A 19,467-nucleotide genomic window follows, 5' to 3' on the forward strand; every position below is an offset into this window, starting at 1 on the left:
TCGGTGAAGTCAGTACAAACAAAAAAGGGGACTTTTTATGTTCTGGTTTGAACTCTTGATCATCTTTGTACTCATTTTCTTTGGCGCTAGGGTCGGCGATGTGTTTATGGGACTGCTTGGCGGTGTGGGCGTGGCAATTTTCGTCTTTCTTTTTCAGGTGCAGCCCGCTTCGCCACCCGTTGACGTCATGCTTATCATTTTGGCGGTGGTGCTGGCGGCTTCCGCGCTCCAGTCTTCGGGCGGTCTGAATTTTCTCGTCCAGGTTGCGGAAAAAATGCTGCACAAATCACCAAAAAACATCACCATCGTCGCTCCTATTATTTCCTGGTTGTTTACCTTCCTGTCTGGCACGGGCCATGTCGTTTACAGCCTGCTGCCGATTATCAACAAGCTTGCGATCGACAGCGGCATTCGGCCCGAACGGCCCATTTCCAACAGTATTATCGCTTCACAGCAGGCCATTACCTGTTCACCGGTATCGGCGGCAACCGCCGCAATGCTGGGTCTTATGGCACCGCTTGGCGTCGACCTTGGCTCGATCCTGATGATTGCCATTCCCGCAACGCTGCTGGGCGTCATTACGAGTGCCATCCTGACGATCCGGAAAGGGAAAGAGCTGGCGGAGGACCCCGAGTACCTGCGCAGATTGGCCGAAGGCCTGGTGGACAAGGAGCCGGAAGCAAAAACCGAGCAAACGGAGCAAAAATCGGCACCCAAAGGCGCAAAAACCGCAGTTTTCTTGTTCCTCCTGGGCGTTGTATCCATTGTTGTTCTGGGCTTGTTCAGCGAGCTGCGTCCATCCTGGACGGTGGACGGTTCCACGACGGTGCTGTCCATGGCCAACACCATTGAAATCGTCATGCTGGTCTGCGCGTCCCTGATCATTATCTTCTGCCGGCCGGCGATCGAAACCATTCTGAACGGTTCCATTTTCCGGGCAGGGGCGCTGGCGATGGTCTGTGCATTTGGTCTGGCCTGGATGAGCAGTACGTTTATCGGCGGACAAACGGAGTTTATTCAGGAGCATGTGGCCACGGTTGTAAACAGTCAGCCCTGGATGCTCGCCGTCATTATGTTCATCGTTGCCGCGCTTGTAACAAGCCAAGGCGCTACCACGTTGATCATGATTCCAATCGCCATTGCGCTGGATCTGCCGGCCTATATCATTGTCGGCGCATGGATGGCCGTCAACGCCAACTTTTTCCTGCCTGTATCCGCCCAATGTCTCGCGGCGATCTCGTTTGATACGGCAGGCACAACCAAAATCGGCAAATACGTGCTGAATCACAGCTTCATGGTGCCGGGAATGATCAACATCGTTGTTTCGGTCGTCACCGCAACGGTGCTGGGGAGCTTATTCCTTTAGGGAGAGATTGGCCGGCCGTAACGGGGTAATCGTTCCGCTGCTGTCATAACAGCCAAAAGTCAGGCTGAGAACATGCAATTTATCCGTAACCACAAGGGAGGAACCATACTTATGATACAGCTTCAGCAAATTGCCGCCGCCAACTTTCATTACAAACGTTATTCGCTGGATTATTTTTTGGACTCGGCAGCCCGGCTCGGATTCAAAAATATTGAATTATGGGCGTCAGGTCCCCACTTCCACCTGGATTACTACACGCCGCAGGATGTACGGGACTTGAAGCAAAAGATTAAAAGCCGGGGACTTCAAGTTATCTGCCTCACCCCTGAGCAGAGCGTTTATCCGATCAGCATCAGCCATCCCGATCCGGCGTACCGCAAGGCTAGTGTGGAGTTTTTTTGCCGGCATATTGAAACGGCTGTTCAGCTGGACTGCAACCAGATGCTGGTAACGACGGGCCTTGCTTATCTGGACGCCGATGAGTCGGAGATGTGGAAATGGTGCAGGGAGTCGCTTGGGGAAATCTGCAAAACTGCGGAAAAAGAGGGCGTATATTTACCCGTGGAAGCGTTTACGTCCTTCTCGACTCATGTATTTAACACCGCAGAGCACATCGCGAACATGATCCGGGAAGTGGGAAGTCCGAACCTGAAGGGGCTTGCGGATACGGACGTTATGGCGGTGACGGGAAAAGATACCATTCACGATTTCATCCGGGAGCTTGGCGACAATTTGGCTTATGTGCATTTTGTGGACGGCAACCCCGGCGGACATCTGGTACCGGGCGAAGGCAAGCTGCCGATGGAAGAAGCGCTGCAGGCGCTAAGCGACAGCGGATACAAGGGATATCTGGGTTTGGAGCTGCTCGACCGGAGATATGTGCTTGATCCTGAACAAGCGATGCGGGATTCGCTGGCCTGGTTTCAGAAGCAGTTAGGGTAACCGGCGGCGCCCGGAAGTGCTGAGGAGTGCTGAGCGGTGCGGGAACTGCCGGGAACTGGCGGGGAGTGCCGGGACCTTCCGGGAACTTCCGGGAACTTCCGGGAACTTCCGGGAGCTTCCGGGCTGTTAGGAAGGTTAATTAACTAAGAAGTGAGGGATTGTGTTGAAAGCTGATATTTACGAGTACGACGGCGTAGGCATCCAGTGTGTTTATAAAAATGAGGAATGGCTCGTCTGCATCAAAAACTGGAAGCCGGACAACGATATTGACGGCATTCACCGGCTGGAGGTCCATCTGGAGACGGATGAACAATTTATTCCGGTTCACGGCAGAACCATTTTGCTGGTGGCGGACCGCAAAGACGACAAATTTGACATCGACCTGATCGAAATGGAAATTGGCAAAGTATATAATGTGCCGAAGAACACCTGGTTTTACACCATTGTCGAAAAGGACGCCAAGCTAGCCTACGTACAGCACGCCGACACGTCGGAGGCCAACAGCGAATATTGCGAAATGTCCGAGTCTGAACTGGCGGATGTAAAGGCTAAAGCGCGGGAGATTTGGAAGCTGTAAGAAGCGGGCGGAAACCGTGACGCTTAAGGCAGGAGCAGCCGGCAGAGACGTGAAACACTCCAATGCATAAACAAAAATCAGAAAACAGCAGCTGCATTTAACAACCTGCATAAGCGGGTTGTTTTCTTTTTGCGGGGAGAGAGGAAAGAGCCGCTGTGCGGCGAAGGCTGTTCCATTTTCGTTTGAAAAATGCCTTAGGACGGTTCTTTTTTTTATTCGGTCTGATCGTTTATACTGGAATTTATTGATAAACCATAAACGAAAGCGGCAAAGGCAGGAGAATTAAATGGAATTGCTGGTCATTGGGGATGTGCACGGCTGTTATCATACTTTTAAAAAGCTGGTGGAACATCATTGGAATCAGGAGCGGCAGGTGCTGGTGCAGCTGGGAGACCTGGTGGATCGGGGGAACTTTTCACCCGAAACCTTACTGTACGCCATGGAGTTGCAGCGGCAGCATCCCGATCGGGTAAAACTGCTGAAAGGAAATCATGAATATGAAATCGTTTTGTACTACAAGGAAGGGAATGCCAACTGGTTCAGGCAGTGCGGCGAGGAAACGATAGCCCAATTTGAGCGCCGCTCTTTGGAGCTAGGGGCATATGCGGGCTGGATGGCAGCTCTGCCTCTTTATTATGAAACCGAACATGTGTTTATCAGTCATGCGGGGGTGTCTTTGGACGCGTCTGACCCAATGATGGAATCCCATCCCAGCAGCGTCCTATGGAACAGGGGGCCGCTTAAGAATTTGGGAAAACTGCAGCTGATCGGACATACACCATGCGGTTCGGGCAGGGCGGAATACGAGGATCGAAGCAACACGCTTAACCTGGATACCGGAGCTTATGAGCCTGGAGGGTTGTCTGCTGCGGTCATTAACGGTGAAGGGAAAATAGAGCGGATTATTTATTGCCCGACGGAGCTTGTCGACGTACAGCGGGAGCTCCCTTCTTCGAGAGCGAAGTAAGCAACCGACCCATGACGAAGCGTCATGGGTCGGTTTGTGCTTCCGAGGGTAGTTCTTGAAAAAGACTAACGGCCTTAATCAGGGAGGTGCCCTGAACCTAGGCCGCCATACAATAGATAATTGATCCTTCCAAACGCTGGTTTTCAACGCCTATAGTTCTGCCATCAATCCGCTTATCCGCTCTGCTTTATGGCTTGACCGCCGCAATTCTCAGCCGTTTGTAGTCGGCGTACCAGCAGCCGTCCTTAAACAATTCATTCCGTGCTCTCGCTGCAATTCGCTGATAAAGGCTTTCTTTTTCCTGACGGGTCAGTGTCTGAAAAAAGATACTTTCGGCAAAGGTGCTCAGCCAATGGGCAAGGCCGTTTTCGCCGCTTTCAAGCTTCGTAGGCCGGTCGAAATGGACGGCGTAGACCACCCGGAATCCCTGCCGCTCCAGCAGTCCGGCATACTCGCCAAGACTGGGAAAATACCAGGGATTCAGCTGGTCCGCATCGATCCCCTCCTCCTGTAGCACCTGAGTAATAGAGTTTACGAGGGTTTCCACGTTGCCCTTTCCGCCAAATTCGGCCACAAACCGCCCTCCGGGCGCCAGTGTGTTCCATACGGATTCAGCGGCTTTCCCGGCATTTTTGATCCAATGTAAAGCGGCATTGGAAAACACCGCATCAACGGGATCTGCTGAACCAAGCTGCTCGGCGTCACCAACTTCAAAACGCAGTCCGGGGTATTTGGTTTTTGCCTTGGCGATCATCGATTCCGATAAATCAATGCCTGTAACTTCCGCACCGCTGCGTGAAATTTCGAACGTCAAATCTCCCGTCCCGCATCCCAAATCGATGATCCGTTCACCAGGCTGCGGTTGAAGCAAGCCGATTACGTCTTTGCCGTACTGGGAGACAAACGCCATTTTGTCATCATACACTTCCGGCTTCCAGCGTTGTTCGGATGTCATTTTCATTCCTCCTCATTTCCAGGTTTCTCTATTGTTGCACAACCTTTTCGATAGGTGAAATATATAAAAACAATCGAATTAATAGATGATTCCTATATCCGAAGTTTTTATTTACCGCACTGGGAGGAAGACGGGAGGTTTTCGAGAAAGAAACTACAAGAAAACTATAAATTTAATCTTTCCGGAGGTTTCGGGCATGACTTATAAACAAATCAAGTGGATGATTTTATTGATCCCCACTCTTACTGTAGGCATATGGGAATATGTCAGACACCAATTTTTGCTGCCCTATATCTCCATGACCGCAGGCAATTGGCTTACTCCGGTCATCGTCTATCTGGTCAGTATCACCCTGCTGAACAAGCTGTTCCGGATCATGGAACGGATACAACAAGAGCTGGAGTCTGAGCGTGCGGCAACAGCCGCGCTGGAAGCCAGAGGACGGCTTGCCAATGAGCTGCATGACGGGATTGCGCAGTCGCTGTTTTTGCTGTCGGTCAAAGTGGATAAGCTGGAAGGGCAGGCGGGAGAGCAGGAACGTCAGCGGAACATGGATCAAATTCGCAAAATCGTACATGAAGTCAACCGTTACGTCCGCCAGGCAATCAAAGATTTAAAATATGAACCTGTGGTGCCGAATGCCGGACTTATGCAGGAAACCATGCATTTTAAGCTGAACAAGATGGTGCAGGAGATCCCGCTGGAGATAGCCGTTGCGTGGTCGATCCCTGAAACAGCCCTGTTAGCCAAAGAGAAGGTGGAGCTGCTTGCCTGCATCCGCGAGGCGGTCGTTAATATGGAGAAGCACTCGGGCGGGACACAAGGCTGGATCACAGGAGAAGGGGACGGCAGATGCTGGAAGGTGACGGTAAAAGACAACGGGAAAGGGTTTGCGGTGCCTTCCGAATCTTACAAGGACCGTTATGGCCTCCGGATTATGAAGGAACGGGCTGAAGCTATGAACTGGAGGATGGAGCTGCGGCGGGAGCACGGATATACCGTTGTTGAATGGACAAAGGAGGACGGAAGAACATGACACACACCCGGGTTCTGGTGGTGGATGACCATGCGCATGCCAGGGAGGCCATCTGTGATATCCTTGCTCTCGATCCAAGCTTTGAAGTGGTTGGCGTTGTGGAGAATGGGAAGGAAGCGGTGGAATTCACAGCGCAGTGGCTCCCGGACTTGATTTTGATGGACATTCAGATGCCTGAAATGGACGGCCTTGAAGCCACCCAGCGGATTAAACTGATGTTTCCCTACGTAAAAATTGTGATGATTACGGTCTCGGATGATCTTCTCTACCTGCTGGATGCGTTAAAGCGCGGCGCACAAGGTTACCTTTTAAAAAATCTCGCGCCCTCTACATGGCTGGAATATCTGCACTCGATAGTTAATGAGGAAGCTTCCTTAAGCCGGGAAGTGGCTTATCAGATTTTAAACGAGGTGTCTTTAAGTGCCAAAAAGGAGTCTCAAGTCCCTTTGACCGCAAGAGAACTGGATATTTTAAAAGGGGTAGCGGCAGGCCGGACCAACAAAGAAATTGCCGAGAATTACGGTATATCGGAGTATACGGTCAAAAATCATCTCAAAAATATATTGCATAAGCTGCAGCTTCAGAATCGCGTACAGCTAACCCGTTACGCTGTTGAACAAGGGCTTGTTGCGGACGACTATCGTTCGTAACAAGTCTTTTTTTTGTACGGGACCCAGGAAACTGCTTCGGGAGCCGGAACAGCGGCCATTCCAAGCGATGTGACATACCTCACAAATCCGACACATTCTCTCCGGCGGCATAGCTACAAGGGGCTATAGGCAGCCCACCGGCTTTTCTTTACACTAATAGCGTATTTGCGGGATAAAAAGGATGATCGCAAAGGAGGTGAAGAATGTCCACAACTATACGGATGTGTACGCGGAACAAAGGGACATCCTTTGGCCGAATTTTGGCCCTGTCCGCAGCGGCCTGGATCGTGTTCGTCTGCTGCTGGAACGTGACCCGCGCCGGTGCCCGGACGGATGCCGTTCCGCTGCAGCCCATTATTGACGCGGCGCCATACGGAGAGACGCTTCTGCTGCAGCCTGGTACTTATACGGGACCTGTCCGGATTGACAAAAAACTAACCTTGGACGGGGGCGGAAAAGCAACGCTGGTGCAGGGGCAAAACGATTCCTCCGGAGCGGTCATTCTGATCCGGGGGGAAGGCGTCAGTCTGCAGGACCTGAACATTCGGCAGGACAACGGCGGCGAAGCGGCGGCGGTCCGTGTTGAAGCAGCCCGGGTGTCGGTGAAGGGACTGGCCGTTCTTAGCGCCGGTTACGGCATTATGCTTCGGGAAGCCGATAGCGGCGTGATTGAAAACAACAAAATCCGCTATACTGTCCCGGCAGGGACGGCTCCGGGTATCCGGGGCAACGGTATCGACTTGTATGAATCGGACGGCGTCCGAATTGCCGGGAACGAAATTACGCTGCTCCGCGACGGCATCTATCTGGAGAAAAGCCGGAATGCGGTGATTGACGGGAACCGTCTGTATTACTCTCGCTACGGGATCCACTGTATGTACATCGACGGATCGAAGGTTACCAACAACATCGGAGAGTACAATATCACCGGAGCCATGGTGATGGGGGTAACCGATGTGACGGTATCCGGGAACTCTTTTCGCAAGCAGAGCCGGAATGTGCATTCTCAAGGAATTCTGCTCTATGATGTGAAGACTTCGCGTATACACGGAAACCTGGTGGAAGGTAACCGGGTGGGAATCTTCATGCAGCAATCCTCCGGCAATGCTTTATGGGGCAATACCGTGCTGCGGAACTATATCGGCGTCCAGTTTGAAGATGCGGAAGATAACCGGTTTCAGCACAATGGATTTATTGCAAATGTGATGGACGCGGAGGCCGCAGGCAGCCGGAACAACGAGATGAGCGGCAATTATTGGGATTCGTTTCAGGGGCTGGATCTGACAGGCGACGGCGTCAGCGAGCTGCCTTATGCGATCAACCCGTTTTACCAGCATCTGGTCGCCAGGAACTCCGCGTATCAGCTGCTTTTTCAGTCTCCGGGGATCACGTTTTTAAGTGACTTGTTTCAGGAAGGCAAAACACAGTGGTCCGCTGATCCTGCTCCGCTGCTGCAGCCGGAATTTGAAACGGCCGCTGCCGGTGAAAACGGGGTTCAAGGCGGAAGACAAGGGCCAGTGATGGTGGCCGGATTTGTACTGGTGTTTTTGTCTGTGGTAACCATTTTATATCTGGGGGTATTCCGGTCATGAGTATACGGGGAATGTCATTCATGAACAAACGAGCGGTTCCTGTTCTTGTGCTGCTGGGGTTGTTGGCCGTGATGACGGCCTGCGGCGGCGCAAAAAAATATGAGCCTCAGGCGATTAACGAAGAGGTGGACGTGTGCGTGATCTGCAATATGCAGGTGAAGGACGATGCTTTTGCGACACAGCTGACGACGAAGGACGGCAAAAACTATAAATTCGACGATATCGGATGTATGAATGAGTGGAAGCAGCAAAACGGCACCGGTAACATTGGAATGGATTTCGTCCGTGATTATAACGACAAGGAATGGATTGAATATAAGCAGGCGGCCTATGTCTACGACGCATCGCTGCGCACCCCGATGGCTTATGGCGTAATCAGCTTTAAGGATGAGTCTTCGGCCGAGGCGTTTGTCAGGGAACAGGGAGTCGGCACCGTTATGACTGCGGAAGAGCTGGAAAACCACGAGTGGAAGCAAAATACAGACATGATGAATATGGGGTCGCATGGCGAAGAGGGGGATAGCCATGAGCATGAGGACAAGCAGGGTGAAGCGGGCCAGACGGCAGAGCATAAAGATGCGCACGGCGGGAACAGTCACACGCAGGAGCCTTCGTCCGGACAGGACGGTATGACGAGCCATAAAGAAACGGACCGGTAGGGCGATGTCCGATACGCTGCATGTTGCGCGGAGAGAGCTGAAAATGGGTTTCCGCAACCCGTGGGCTTACTCTTTTTTGATGTTGTTCAGTTTGTTTAGCCTGGGTCTGCTGCTGATCAACTCGCAAAACATCGTTCAAGGGTACACTTCGGTCACCGGCTCCATGTTAAACCTGATCTTGTATCTGCTCCCGCTGATGACTTTATTCCTCGGCTCGTTTTCGCTCACTTCGGAGAAAGAAGAAGGCAGCTGGCAGCTGCTATCTGCTTACCCGCTTGGGACCTTATCATTAATTTTGGGAAAATACGCAGGTCTTGCCGTCGTACTTCTGGTTATTGTGGCTTTTGGCTACGGCCTTATGGGATTGGTCAGCGGGCTGGCCGGTATACATTTTGATGCGCCGACTTATTTTCTTTTTTTGGCTTTTTCCGCAGGGCTTGTTCTGCTGTTCCTGACGTTGGCCCTGCTGATCGGATCGTTGTCCCGCAACCGTTGGCAGGCGTTGACCGTCTCCGTGTCGGTCTGGTTTTTTGCGGTCATCGGCTGGCCTACGTTTCTGATCGCGGTTCTGGGTCTGCTGCCGTACTTGTGGGTTAAGCCGGTGCTGGCCGCTTTGACCCTGCTGAATCCCGCCGAGCTGGTGCGGCTGTTTGTAGTGGTCAAGCTGGGCGGCGGCTCCGTGCTTGGTCCGGAGTACTATCAATGGGTGGAGTGGATCCGGCAGCCCGCCGGCGGACTTTGGTTTGCGGGCGTGTGTCTGGGCTGGACGGCGATTGCGCTTTTCGCCGTGTATTGGATATGGGAAAGGGGACGGTTGCGTGGATGAGCCGCTCGTGCAGGTAAAGGACGTCACCAAGGTGATCGGGAAGCAGACACTGGTGGAAGGAATCCGCTTTGAGATTCCGTCAGGCAGCGTGCTTGCCCTCTGCGGCGGCAATGGGGCCGGGAAAAGTACCGTGCTGCGGATGCTGGCCGGTATCATGCAGCCTACTTCCGGCGAAATTACGGTCGGGGGACTGCAGTGGAAACACGCGCGTAAGCCGTTTTCGCAGCTGATCGGATACATGCCTGATGATTACCAATTTAACCAGGGACTCACAGCAGAAGAGGTATTGTCGTTTTGGGCGGCCCTGCGAAAAATCCCCAACCGGAAAAACCGGGTGGAAGAGATGCTGACGCTTGTGGGTCTGGAAAGCAAGAAAAAAAGTCTTGTCAGCACCTTCTCCAAAGGGATGCGGCAGCGGATTCTGTTCGCCCAGGCGTTGCTGGCCGAGCCGCCGCTTCTTATTATGGATGAGCCGACGAACGGGCTAGACCCGTATTGGATGAGCGAATTCGTCAACCTGCTGCAGGGGATCAAGAAGGAGGGACAGACGGTGATTTTTTCCACACATCAATTGGACATCGCGGACCAGGCGGCAGATTCTCTTGTGTTTATGAACAATGGACGGAATGTAGGCTCCGGACGTACCGGAGATATCCGCAGCGCGTATGGCTCCCTTAACGCTGCGTTTAACCGCAGTCTGGGTTTCGTATGAACTCATCTAGTCTAAGCGTCCGGCTGCGTCGTACTGCTGCGCTGCTGATTGCCGTCGCCGCATTGGCGGCAGTCCTGTGGGTGATCTGGCACAACAGCCGGGAAGAGGACCGGCCAGCCGGAACCGCCGCCGCCAGTTCTCCCGCTCCCTCCTTTGAAGCGGTCACACTTGATGGAGTGAAGGTCCGTCTCGCGGATTACCGGGGGCAGACGGTATTGATCAACTTCTGGGCGTCCTGGTGCAAACCGTGTGTCCGTGAGATGCCATTGCTGAACGAGCTGCATGCTTCCTCCGGGGAAGAGGCGGAGGTTTTGTTCGTTAACGTTGGAGAAGCAAAAGGCACCGTTTCGGAGTTTATGCAGGAACAGAAATTTTCCTTTCCCGTAATGATTGACGTGACAGGCAGGATATCAGCAGCGTATGGGATCAGCGCCCTGCCCGCCACCTTTGTTATCGATAAAGAGGGCGGGGTCCAAAAGACGGTACTGGGCGAAATCACGGATTATGCCGAGCTGAAGCGGTGGATGGAGAACCCGTGATTTTGGAGTTGCGGAATCAGGCCAAGGACCCTGCTAGGGGCTTGGCCTGAATTGTTTGGATTTAAGTACAGCTACCGCACGGGAATTTTCATCTCCAGTGCTTTGACCGGTTTTTTAACCAGATCGCCGTTTGCATCCAGCTTGTACGCACCTGTTGTTGCGCCAGGTTTCTCAAAAGCGGGAGTAAACGGTTTTAGTGTTACTGACTTGACATTGGTATCCAGCGGTTCCAGGATGACGTCATAATAGTAATCACCATTTTTGTTATATTTGGCGACATGTTCCTCGAGCGTCAGTTCCTTCCACCATGCTGATTCCGCCAGCTGCGCAGCCTCTCTGGTCGGTTCCCCAGCTCGTCAGCACTTCAACCGGCCTGCCTTTATCGTCATAAAAATCGAACATCAGCTGGGACTGGGGTTTGAACTGCTTCATGATCAGCTGCAGTCGGACCGATGTGGCGGTCCGGTTCACTTTGGCTGCCGTTACCGTAAGCGTTCCATCGCGTTTCGAGACATTGGGCACCGTTGGCTTGCTGACCTGTTTTCGGAGCGAAACCTCCAGCTCATAAGGCTTTTGAATGCCTTCCAGGCTGATCTTTAGTGTTACCCGCACCTTATCCGGCAGAGCGGCCAGCTTGGGTCCCAGCCAGGAGGCGTCCGATATGCGGAAGATTGCTGTGTCGCTGCTCGCCCCGGGACTTAACGCAGAAGGTTGGCTGGACAGCGCCGAAGCGCTGTTAGCGTAGATGGGCTTGCCGTTCAGCAGCACCTCAAAGTCCCGAACCGATCCTTTTTCCCGCACCAACCGGCCTGATGCTTCATCAAACCGGCTGTCTGTCAAGCCTCCGGTCAGGTTTTTGCCGCTGCGTCTTACCTGGATTTCAATCAAATTACCGTCATAAAAAGATTTGCCAAGGCTTAAGGTAATGCCGCTCTGCGTGGCGGTGCTTCCTGCCGGAGCCGTTGTGATACGAGGTCATAGCCTCAACCAGCTCAAACATGGTCGTTGGAAGGTAGTGGGAGAACCGTTTTTTGTGCGGGATCTTTGTCTCCTAAAACACCTTCGTTCTCCCGGTTACCACCATCGTAAAACAGTTATAAAAATAGGCCAACCAGAAATCTCTGGCTGACCTAATAATACGAAACACCTCACTTGTTAGGGATCATGGTAGTGCGACCAACCATGCCAACAAGAAAGGTGCGTAAATCTAGGTTACAGCAACATTCCCTGCCTGAACACAGTCTTGCTTTTCCAAACTAAAGGGGCCTTTTGAGGCAGCTCAACATTGACCTCCCCTGCGACTTTCTTGCCGGACTCAGGGTACCCTATTTGCTGATTATTCAGCGTTTTGGCAAAGAGACGGACTCAGATTCCCTTATTTACGAGGAAAATTCATCGTTTAGATGTTTTCGGCACGAATAACGGATCTGGAGTCCGCAAGGCAACCGAAAAGCCTAGGAATTTCAGAGATAACGTCCTCTGGGTCCGGAAAGACCTCGGTATAGCGTTCGGTGGTAATCCGCTGCGGGTGTGTCATAGTAGAGGATTCGTTCCAGTTCGTTCAACGACAACAGCGTGAACCAAGACATTGGTTATCAAGTCTTGGTTCACGCTGCTTTTATTAACTCAACTTTCGCAGGCCGAGATCGGCAGATACGGCTTGAAATCAGTGGGCAAACCGGAGATCCAGTGCTGGTGTTGACTTTGTATTAGGGTGGAGCATTTCTTCCCTACCAGAGTCGTAATTTCGTTCAGCCGTTCTTGAACAGTTCGTTCCGTGCTTCCGTCGCGATTCGCTCATAGAGGCGCTCTTTTGCCGGGCCAGTCAGGGTTTATAAAAATACTTTCGGCAAGTGACTTCCGCACCGCTGCGTGAAATTTCGAATGTCAAATCTCCCGTTCCGCACCCAAACCGATGATCCGTTCACCGGGCTGCGGCTGAAGCAAGCCGATTACGTCTTTGCCGTACTGGGAGACAAACGCCATTTTGTCTTCATCCACTTCCGGCTTCCAGCGTTGTTCGGATGTCATTTTCATTCCTCTTCATTTCCAGGTTTCTCTATTGTTGCACAACCTTTTCGATAGGTGAAATATATATAAAGAATCGAATGAATAGATATTTCCTATAATCTAAGAGGTTTAAATGGCTTGGAGTAAGCAGCAGACCCCTCAGCAATAAAAGGCAGCAGTTATCGGAACAATCCTGAACTTCCACCGCTTATTGAACTTGCTTCCTGCTAGCTGGACAACTTTCGGAGACCGCCTATACAAGCGTTTTAGTCATAATCAGATCGGTTTGCTGCTCGTCACCCATATAGAAGGAATGGACTCCGGTTTGAACAAACCCCATTTTGCTATAAAAGTTCAGCGCGCCTATGTTTTTTTCCCAGACTCCCAGCCAGATGCTTGTTTTATTTTGTTCCTGTGCGATTTCTATGGCTTTATGCATAAGGAATTTGCCGAGACCTTGTTTGTGGTATTTTTTCCTGATATAGATCCGCTCGATTTCAAGCGTATTCCCGCCCATGGCTTCGGATTGCGCCTCACCGGTATTAACCTTTAAATATCCGGCAATTTCTTCGCCGGCATAAATAAAATAGAAGGCGGAGTGAGGATGCTGCACTTCTTTTTCCAATTGGTTCCACTGAAACGCTTTTTCCAAGTAGGCGTTCATATTTTCAGCCGTGTTTTGATCTTGAAATGTCTCCGTAAAGGTTTCAATGCTGATCTCCTGAAGAAATCCGAGATCTTCAGCTGTACACCGTTCGATTTTGATCGTCATGTTTGTTGTCCTCCCGTTTCGCTGCCCGTATTTCATTGATGCGGCATCTCGTTTCCCCCGCCATTTGTCTACAAGGCTTTGCTTCAAGAATGATAACAAAATAGTACACTTATCATGTTGTATTTGCAACAAAAAGAAAATGGATTTTTGGATAACGCTTACAATATAACTGGTAAAACCTGTAATTCACGATTCAACTAATCCCTCATCCGGTTATTAAATGCCATGGTGACACTTTGGAAAGGGGTGAGGAACGGTGGACACAAACAAACGATCCAGACGTACGCAGCAATGGATATTCGTAGGACCTACCGCTTTATTTTTTGCCGTCATGGTGCTCGTTCCGTTCTTTCTGGGGCTGTATTATTCGTTTACCAGCTGGAACGGAATCTCCAGCCATGTCGGCTGGTCGGGGCTGAGAAACTACATTCATATCTTCACCAAAGACCCGTCTTTTCTGCATTCCTTTTGGTTCACGGCCAAATTCACCGTTTTTGGACTTGTGCTGACGAACCTCCTCGGCTTTGCGCTCGCTTATGTGCTGACCCGCAAGCTGTATACCCGTAATGTAATGCGGACCGTATTTTTTGTTCCCCATGTGATCGGCGGGCTGCTGCTTGGCTTTATCTGGCAGTTTATTTTTGTCAGAGGCTTTGCTTCCATCGGCCAGGCGACCGGCTGGTCGTTCTTCAACCTGCCTTGGCTGGGCACGGAGCCGACCGCGTTTTGGTCGATTGTCATTGTGTTCGTCTGGCAGAACGCCGGTTATCTGATGGTCATTTATATCTCCGCGCTCAACAATGTGCCGAAGGGGCTGATCGAAGCCTCGAAGGTGGATGGAGCGGGACGTTTTCAAATTTTGCGTCATGTAACAATTCCGCTCGTGATGCCTGCCGTAACCGTTTGTCTGTTTTTGTCTATCTCCTGGTCGTTTAAGCTGTTTGATCTAAACCTGTCCTTGACGAAAGGCGGCCCGTTTAAAGCGACGGAATCCGTAGCGCTGAATATCTACAATGAAGCGTATACGATCAGCCGGTTCGGGATGGGATCGGCGAAAGCGATGGTCTTTTTTGTCATCGTGGCGATCATTTCCCTGCTGCAAGTACGGGCCACAAAGAAAAGGGAGGTGGAGCTGTAATGGAGAACACCGCCAAATACACCCTGCCAAAACTTATAACGGAGATTGTGGTTGTGCTGCTGTCGCTGGTGTTTCTGGTGCCGTTTTATTTCCTGCTTGTGAACTCCGTCAAAAGTTATGGTGAGATTCTATCCGATTCCGCCGCACTGCCGGGCGCGCTGCAGTGGAGCAACTACGCTGCCGCCTGGAAGGAAACCTCTTTTCCGGGCGCCTTCCTGAATTCCCTGCTGATTACGGTGGTCAGCAACGTGCTGCTTGCTTTTTTATGCTCTATGTGTGCTTACAAAATGGTGCGCAACAACATCCGCTTCAACCGCCTGTTGTATGTGACGCTGGTTGCGGCCATGGTGATCCCGTTTCAAGCGATTATGATTCCGCTTGTCCAGGTGGTCAGCGGGCTTGGACTGATGGATACCTCCGCCGGTCTCATTCTGGCTTATCTCGGATTTGGCGCGCCGATGACCGTCTTTTTGTTCCATGGTTTCGTGAAGTCGGTACCGCTGGATATTGAGGAAGCTGCCAGGGTGGACGGGAGCAGCCCATACGGCACCTTCTTCCGGGTTGTGCTGCCGCTGATGCAGCCGATCATCGTTACCGTCATCATTCTGAACACGCTGTGGATCTGGAATGACTATCTGATGCCTTCGCTTATTCTGCAAAGTCCGGAGCTGCGGACGATTCCGATCGCCATTTACGCCTTTTTCGGCCAGTTCACCAAACAATGGGACCTGGCGCTGCCGGGTCTGGTGCTGGGGATTTTGCCTGTCGTTATTTTTTTCCTGGCCATGCAGAAATACATCATCGAGGGGATCGCGCAGGGATCGGTTAAAGGCTGAGTACGGATAACGTTACAAAAGAGAGGAGAGGGGAGTATGAGCAATCCGAAACGGACCGGTCTTCTCCTTGTACTGCTGCTGCTGATGGCCGCCGTGGCGGCGGGTTGCGGAGGCGGCGGCGCGGAGGCCGAAGGCAAAAAGACGGTGCATATTTACCAGTTCAAAGTCGAAATTTCAGAGCCGCTCGCCCGGCTGAAAACGGAGTTTGAAAAAGAGCACCCGGAAATTCAGCTGGACATTCAGAGCGTGGGAGGCGGGACCGACTACGGCGCCTCGCTGCGGGCGAAGTTCTCTTCGGGGGATGAGCCGGATATTTTCACCATCGGCGGTAACCGGGAGCGCGACATGTGGCTCGAGTATCTGGAGGATCTGTCCGGAGAGCCCTGGGCCGGCGATGTGAAAGAACTGGCGGCTGAGCAAATGACCGTTGACGGCAAGCTGTACGGCATGCCGATGAACCTGGAGGGCTACGGTTTTATCTATAATAAAGATTTGTTTAAGCAGGCGGGCATTACGGACAAACCGGTGACTTTGACTCAGCTGCGCGAAGCGGCCGAAAAGCTGAAAGCAGCGGGAATTATCCCGTTTGCCAATGGCTATCAGGAATGGTTTGTGCTCGGCAACCATAATGTCAATGTGGCGTTTGCCCAGCAGCCTGATCCGGAAGCGTTTATTACCGGCCTCACCGAAGGGACGGAGAAGTTCCGGAATAACGAGATTTTTGACAAGTGGGTGGATCTGCTGGATGTAACGATGGATTACGGGAATAACAATCCGCTGTCCACCGACTACAACGCGCAGGTGACCCTATTTGCGAACGGCGAAGCCGCAATGATGCAGCAGGGCAACTGGACCCAGCCGCAGCTTGACGGGATCAATCCGGATTTGAACCTCGGCATCCTGCCGATGCCCATCGACGATACGGCAGAGGATAATGACCAGCTGTACGTCGGAGTGCCCAACAATTGGGTCATCAACAAAAACTCTCCGGTAAAAGAGGAGGCAAAGCTGTTCCTGGAATGGCTTGTTACCTCTGATACAGGGAAAAAGTTTATCACAAAGGAATTCCAGTTCATTCCTGCGCTCGACAGCATCAAAGCGACCGAAGCAGAAATGGGACCGCTCGGCGCCGAAGTGCTGGCGTATACGGATGCAGGCAAAGCGCTGAGCTGGAACTGGTCGAGACTGCCAAACGGGATGCCGAACGAGCTGTACAGCAGCATCCAGGCGTATTTGGGCGGACAGCTTACGAAGGAGCAGATGCTGGATCAGTTCCAGACGAACTGGGATAATTTGAGCGTACAGTAAGAAGCGGAGGCATTCTTAGAATAGATCGTCCTGTAAGGTAAGCATGTTTGTTTTGCGGACTCACGGCTGGTCAGCCGCTTGCTGTTTGCTGCTTGACGGGCAGCAGATTAGTTTTATGCTAAAAAAACCGGATGGGAAGAGTATTCCTCTTGCTCTGCCGGTTTTTTGCGTTTTCCACGACACTATTTTTCTTGTTGGGCTTCTTTTGCAGTTTATCCTTCATGCTAGATGGGAATGGCCGTAAAGAACAATTCGTGATATATCCACCCTTTAGTAAATGTATTGAGCAGTTTGCAGTGATATTCTGGTTGAAACAATTGAAAATATCCTGCTTGATCACGCATATGCTGTCCATCGTCATACCACATCATAAGCCGATTGCGGACGGGTGTTTCAGGGCAGAGATAAGGCTCCAGAATCAGAATTTGACCTTCCGGCTTCAGCACCCGCTTAAACTCCTTGAGGTAAGAGAGAATCAGACGGTCTTCAATATGATGGAGTACGGCGACAATCAGAACATAGTCGACACTTTGGTCTTCTGTGGGAAGGCGTTCATGATCAAACTTTTGAAACGTGTACCCCGGGTACAGGCGGCTGGCAAATCCGACCCGCCCTGCGTCTGGTTCAACTCCCAAATAACAGTCGGGTTCGGTGAGCACACAGTTTGCGCCTGTCCCCGAGCCGAAATCGAGAACAAATTTCCGTTCTAATTGAAAGCGATGACGGATGTGGCTGTGAATATATTTTTCGGTAAACCGTCTGGGCCGGACAAAGCGGTGATACAGACTTGGCGTCAGTGGCATGATCGTGAACCTCGCTTATATTTTGAATAGCCATAATATGACCGGACCTGTAGTCGATCATGCATAAACGGCAAGCTGGAATGGAACGATAGGAAAAAAGAGGAGGCCGGATGATGTTTAAACGATGGGTTGCTGCCATTTTTCCTTTTTTGAACCTTCAACACGAAGCCGATTCGTCCGGCAGCTCCAACGGGAGCCGCCAGCACGGCAAGGACCGGCAGCCGCAGCAAAATCAGAAGGCGCAGCCGAAGCCCGAAGGTAAACCAATAACGCCGGAATTGTCCCAAACCGTCGATTATTTAAACCGGGCGCTGGGAGGCAGTCCGGATTTTATGTTGAAGAAGGTTGGCGAGACCCCAGAAGCTCCAGTTCGCCTTGCGGTTGCCTTTATTGACGGGCTCGTTGATGCGAAGCAGGTCATCAAGCTAACCCAACATTGGATCGAGGCGGGACTGAAACAAGCAACCGCTTCGGAGGAAGCGGCGCAGCGTATCATTGAACACCTGCCAGTCGACGGAATCAAGGCAGTCTACACCGAACATGAGCTGGTGAATTCGATTTTGGCCGGAAAAACGGCGTTAATGATGGACGGTTTCCCTGGGGCGTTTACTGCTTCTTTGCCGGGCGGCGTACGGCGCTCGGTAGAGGAGCCGACCTCCCAGACGGTCATCCGGGGGCCAAAGGAAGGGTTTACGGAAGATTTGTCCACAAATTTATCGCTGCTCCGGCGTAAAATCCGTTCTGCCGATTTTTGCATCTCCGAAAAAACAATCGGACGGTACACCCAAACCCGGGTGGCGATGACTTATATTGAAGGGGTCGCCGACCCCGCGGCCGTCCAGGAAATTTCCGCCCGGCTGGATGCTATTGATACGGACAGTATTCTGGAAAGCGGATATATTGAAGAGTTTATACAGGACGGAGTTTACACACCGTTTCCGACAATCTTCAGTACCGAACGTCCCGATACGGTGGCGGCTGGCATGCTGGAAGGGCTGGTCGGCATTTTGGTCGACGGGACACCGTTTGCGCTGGTGGCTCCGGTGACATTTTTTAAATTTTTTAATTCCAGTGAAGATTACTACCAGCGGTACGATATCTCGTCGTTTTTGCGGATGGTACGCTTTTTTTCTTTTCTTGTGGCGATGCTGCTGCCCTCACTTTATATCGCCGTAACCACATTCCATCAGGAGATGCTGCCGACCACGCTGTTGATCAGTATCGCGGCGCAGCGGGAAGGGACGCCGCTTCCGGCGGTGCTGGAGGCGCTAGTCATGGAGTTTACCTTCGAGATTATCCGCGAAGCGGGCGTCCGGATGCCCCGGGCCATTGGACCGGCAATCTCCATTGTCGGCGCACTCGTGTTGGGGCAGGCCGCGGTGCAGGCCGGATTGGTTTCCGCGGCCATGGTTATCGTCGTTTCGTTTACGGCAATTTCCAATTTTGTGCTGCCGGCCATCAATATGGCGTCGGCAGTCCGGCTGCTGCGTTTTTTGTTCATGTTTCTTGCCGGTACGCTGGGCTTGTACGGTATTCTTGCGGGTGCCATCCCACTGCTTGTGCATTTGGTTTCGATTCGGTCGTTTGGCGTGCCTTACATGATTCCGCTTGCGCCGATGGATCTATCGGCGATGAAGGATTTTCTGATTCGCGTGCCCTGGTGGAAGATGAAGCGGCGGCCGGGCATGTACGCGAAGGATAACCTGATCCGCCAAGCCGTCCCCGAGCCGGATACAAGACAGGATTTCGCCAAACGTGTCAAGGATGAATCGGAGTAAG

General features: G+C 52.0%; 20 protein-coding genes. 15 read left to right on the forward strand and 5 right to left on the reverse strand.

Annotated features, from left to right (window positions below; translation table 11 throughout):
* The first annotated feature begins 37 nt into the window (after positions 1–37).
* The 4 genes from ACE6ED_RS02680 to ACE6ED_RS02695 all read left to right on the forward strand — a co-directional run bounded on the left by ACE6ED_RS02680 (position 38) and on the right by ACE6ED_RS02695 (position 3,852).
* Positions 38–1,366 (forward strand): anaerobic C4-dicarboxylate transporter family protein, encoded by a 1,329-nt coding sequence (locus tag ACE6ED_RS02680; protein WP_410825418.1) that lies wholly within the window; start codon positions 38–40, stop codon positions 1,364–1,366.
* A gap of 111 nt (positions 1,367–1,477) precedes the next feature.
* On the forward strand, positions 1,478–2,308 hold the full coding sequence (locus ACE6ED_RS02685) for a sugar phosphate isomerase/epimerase family protein (protein WP_410825419.1): 831 nt from the start codon (positions 1,478–1,480) through the stop codon (positions 2,306–2,308).
* A gap of 160 nt (positions 2,309–2,468) precedes the next feature.
* Positions 2,469–2,885 (forward strand): hypothetical protein, encoded by a 417-nt coding sequence (locus tag ACE6ED_RS02690; RefSeq protein ID WP_410825420.1) that lies wholly within the window; start codon positions 2,469–2,471, stop codon positions 2,883–2,885.
* A 286-nt stretch (positions 2,886–3,171) separates the two neighbouring features.
* Positions 3,172–3,852: a metallophosphoesterase family protein gene (locus ACE6ED_RS02695; protein ID WP_410825421.1), complete on the forward strand. Its 681-nt coding sequence runs from the start codon at positions 3,172–3,174 to the stop codon at positions 3,850–3,852.
* 187 nt (positions 3,853–4,039) lie between these two features.
* Here ACE6ED_RS02695 and ACE6ED_RS02700 read toward each other — a convergent pair whose 3' ends face one another.
* Positions 4,040–4,807 carry a class I SAM-dependent methyltransferase gene (locus tag ACE6ED_RS02700; RefSeq protein ID WP_410825422.1) on the reverse strand — a complete coding sequence of 256 codons (768 nt, stop codon included), beginning with the start codon at positions 4,805–4,807 and terminating at the stop codon, positions 4,040–4,042.
* 196 nt (positions 4,808–5,003) lie between these two features.
* Here ACE6ED_RS02700 and ACE6ED_RS02705 point away from each other — a divergent pair, with 196 nt between their 5' ends.
* The 7 genes from ACE6ED_RS02705 (at position 5,004) to ACE6ED_RS02735 (ending at position 10,821) form a co-directional block, all read left to right on the forward strand.
* The gene (locus tag ACE6ED_RS02705) at positions 5,004–5,843 is read left to right on the forward strand and encodes a sensor histidine kinase (RefSeq protein WP_410825423.1); all 840 of its coding nucleotides are present in this window, start codon (positions 5,004–5,006) and stop codon (positions 5,841–5,843) included.
* Positions 5,840–6,493, forward strand: a complete 654-nt coding sequence (locus tag ACE6ED_RS02710; protein WP_410825424.1) for a response regulator — start codon at positions 5,840–5,842, stop codon at positions 6,491–6,493. The genes ACE6ED_RS02705 and ACE6ED_RS02710 overlap by 4 nt, the downstream gene beginning before the upstream one ends.
* Positions 6,494–6,696: 203 nt before the next feature.
* The gene (locus tag ACE6ED_RS02715; protein WP_410825425.1) at positions 6,697–8,085 is read left to right on the forward strand and encodes a NosD domain-containing protein; all 1,389 of its coding nucleotides are present in this window, start codon (positions 6,697–6,699) and stop codon (positions 8,083–8,085) included.
* Between the two features lie 20 nt (positions 8,086–8,105).
* Positions 8,106–8,744: a nitrous oxide reductase accessory protein NosL gene (locus ACE6ED_RS02720; protein ID WP_410825426.1), complete on the forward strand. Its 639-nt coding sequence runs from the start codon at positions 8,106–8,108 to the stop codon at positions 8,742–8,744.
* Between the two features lie 4 nt (positions 8,745–8,748).
* A complete protein-coding gene (locus tag ACE6ED_RS02725) occupies positions 8,749–9,570 on the forward strand; it encodes an ABC transporter permease (protein WP_410825427.1) in 822 nt (273 codons plus the stop codon).
* Positions 9,563–10,282: an ABC transporter ATP-binding protein gene (locus ACE6ED_RS02730; protein ID WP_410825428.1), complete on the forward strand. Its 720-nt coding sequence runs from the start codon at positions 9,563–9,565 to the stop codon at positions 10,280–10,282. The genes ACE6ED_RS02725 and ACE6ED_RS02730 overlap by 8 nt, the downstream gene beginning before the upstream one ends.
* Positions 10,279–10,821, forward strand: coding sequence for a redoxin domain-containing protein (locus ACE6ED_RS02735; protein WP_410825429.1), 543 nt, complete (start codon positions 10,279–10,281; stop codon positions 10,819–10,821). Before ACE6ED_RS02730 ends, ACE6ED_RS02735 begins: the two co-directional genes overlap by 4 nt.
* A 264-nt stretch (positions 10,822–11,085) precedes the next feature.
* Here ACE6ED_RS02735 and ACE6ED_RS02740 read toward each other — a convergent pair whose 3' ends face one another.
* From ACE6ED_RS02740 to ACE6ED_RS02750, 3 genes are all read right to left on the reverse strand, one after another.
* Positions 11,086–11,709: a hypothetical protein gene (locus ACE6ED_RS02740; RefSeq protein ID WP_410825430.1), complete on the reverse strand. Its 624-nt coding sequence runs from the start codon at positions 11,707–11,709 to the stop codon at positions 11,086–11,088.
* A gap of 999 nt (positions 11,710–12,708) precedes the next feature.
* A complete protein-coding gene (locus tag ACE6ED_RS02745; RefSeq protein ID WP_410825431.1) occupies positions 12,709–12,852 on the reverse strand; it encodes a hypothetical protein in 144 nt (47 codons plus the stop codon).
* 232 nt (positions 12,853–13,084) lie between these two features.
* Positions 13,085–13,603: a GNAT family N-acetyltransferase gene (locus ACE6ED_RS02750; protein WP_410825432.1), complete on the reverse strand. Its 519-nt coding sequence runs from the start codon at positions 13,601–13,603 to the stop codon at positions 13,085–13,087.
* Between the two features lie 256 nt (positions 13,604–13,859).
* On the opposite strand from ACE6ED_RS02750, the gene ACE6ED_RS02755 reads away from it, so the two are divergent.
* From ACE6ED_RS02755 to ACE6ED_RS02765, 3 genes are read left to right on the forward strand one after another with little or no spacing between them, the layout of a single operon-like run.
* Positions 13,860–14,741, forward strand: coding sequence for a carbohydrate ABC transporter permease (locus ACE6ED_RS02755; protein ID WP_410825433.1), 882 nt, complete (start codon positions 13,860–13,862; stop codon positions 14,739–14,741).
* Entirely contained in the window at positions 14,741–15,577 is an 837-nt protein-coding gene (locus tag ACE6ED_RS02760; RefSeq protein ID WP_410825434.1) for a carbohydrate ABC transporter permease, read from the forward strand. The genes ACE6ED_RS02755 and ACE6ED_RS02760 overlap by 1 nt, the downstream gene beginning before the upstream one ends.
* 36 nt (positions 15,578–15,613) lie before the next feature.
* Entirely contained in the window at positions 15,614–16,885 is a 1,272-nt protein-coding gene (locus tag ACE6ED_RS02765; protein ID WP_410825435.1) for an ABC transporter substrate-binding protein, read from the forward strand.
* A 224-nt stretch (positions 16,886–17,109) separates the two neighbouring features.
* Here ACE6ED_RS02765 and ACE6ED_RS02770 read toward each other — a convergent pair whose 3' ends face one another.
* The gene (locus ACE6ED_RS02770) at positions 17,110–17,688 is read right to left on the reverse strand and encodes a class I SAM-dependent methyltransferase (protein ID WP_410825436.1); all 579 of its coding nucleotides are present in this window, start codon (positions 17,686–17,688) and stop codon (positions 17,110–17,112) included.
* 113 nt (positions 17,689–17,801) lie between these two features.
* On the opposite strand from ACE6ED_RS02770, the gene ACE6ED_RS02775 reads away from it, so the two are divergent.
* Positions 17,802–19,466 (forward strand): spore germination protein, encoded by a 1,665-nt coding sequence (locus tag ACE6ED_RS02775; RefSeq protein ID WP_410825611.1) that lies wholly within the window; start codon positions 17,802–17,804, stop codon positions 19,464–19,466.
* The last annotated feature ends 1 nt before the right edge of the window (position 19,467 follow it).

The sequence above is a fragment of the Paenibacillus nanchangensis genome (assembly GCF_046543445.1).
Classification (GTDB): Bacteria; Bacillota; Bacilli; order Paenibacillales; family Paenibacillaceae; genus Paenibacillus_AQ; species Paenibacillus_AQ nanchangensis.

Coding starts and splice junctions, on each gene's coding strand:
- ACE6ED_RS02680 (WP_410825418.1), top strand. CDS start 38: ATGTTCTGGTTTGAACTCTTGATCATCTTTGTACTCATTTTCTTTGGC.
- ACE6ED_RS02685 (WP_410825419.1), top strand. CDS start 1,478: ATGATACAGCTTCAGCAAATTGCCGCCGCCAACTTTCATTACAAACGT.
- ACE6ED_RS02695 (WP_410825421.1), top strand. CDS start 3,172: ATGGAATTGCTGGTCATTGGGGATGTGCACGGCTGTTATCATACTTTT.
- ACE6ED_RS02700 (WP_410825422.1), bottom strand. CDS start 4,807: ATGACATCCGAACAACGCTGGAAGCCGGAAGTGTATGATGACAAAATG.
- ACE6ED_RS02705 (WP_410825423.1), top strand. CDS start 5,004: ATGACTTATAAACAAATCAAGTGGATGATTTTATTGATCCCCACTCTT.
- ACE6ED_RS02710 (WP_410825424.1), top strand. CDS start 5,840: ATGACACACACCCGGGTTCTGGTGGTGGATGACCATGCGCATGCCAGG.
- ACE6ED_RS02715 (WP_410825425.1), top strand. CDS start 6,697: ATGTCCACAACTATACGGATGTGTACGCGGAACAAAGGGACATCCTTT.
- ACE6ED_RS02720 (WP_410825426.1), top strand. CDS start 8,106: ATGAACAAACGAGCGGTTCCTGTTCTTGTGCTGCTGGGGTTGTTGGCC.
- ACE6ED_RS02725 (WP_410825427.1), top strand. CDS start 8,749: ATGTCCGATACGCTGCATGTTGCGCGGAGAGAGCTGAAAATGGGTTTC.
- ACE6ED_RS02735 (WP_410825429.1), top strand. CDS start 10,279: ATGAACTCATCTAGTCTAAGCGTCCGGCTGCGTCGTACTGCTGCGCTG.
- ACE6ED_RS02745 (WP_410825431.1), bottom strand. CDS start 12,852: ATGACATCCGAACAACGCTGGAAGCCGGAAGTGGATGAAGACAAAATG.
- ACE6ED_RS02750 (WP_410825432.1), bottom strand. CDS start 13,603: ATGACGATCAAAATCGAACGGTGTACAGCTGAAGATCTCGGATTTCTT.
- ACE6ED_RS02760 (WP_410825434.1), top strand. CDS start 14,741: ATGGAGAACACCGCCAAATACACCCTGCCAAAACTTATAACGGAGATT.
- ACE6ED_RS02765 (WP_410825435.1), top strand. CDS start 15,614: ATGAGCAATCCGAAACGGACCGGTCTTCTCCTTGTACTGCTGCTGCTG.
- ACE6ED_RS02770 (WP_410825436.1), bottom strand. CDS start 17,688: ATGCCACTGACGCCAAGTCTGTATCACCGCTTTGTCCGGCCCAGACGG.
- ACE6ED_RS02775 (WP_410825611.1), top strand. CDS start 17,802: ATGTTTAAACGATGGGTTGCTGCCATTTTTCCTTTTTTGAACCTTCAA.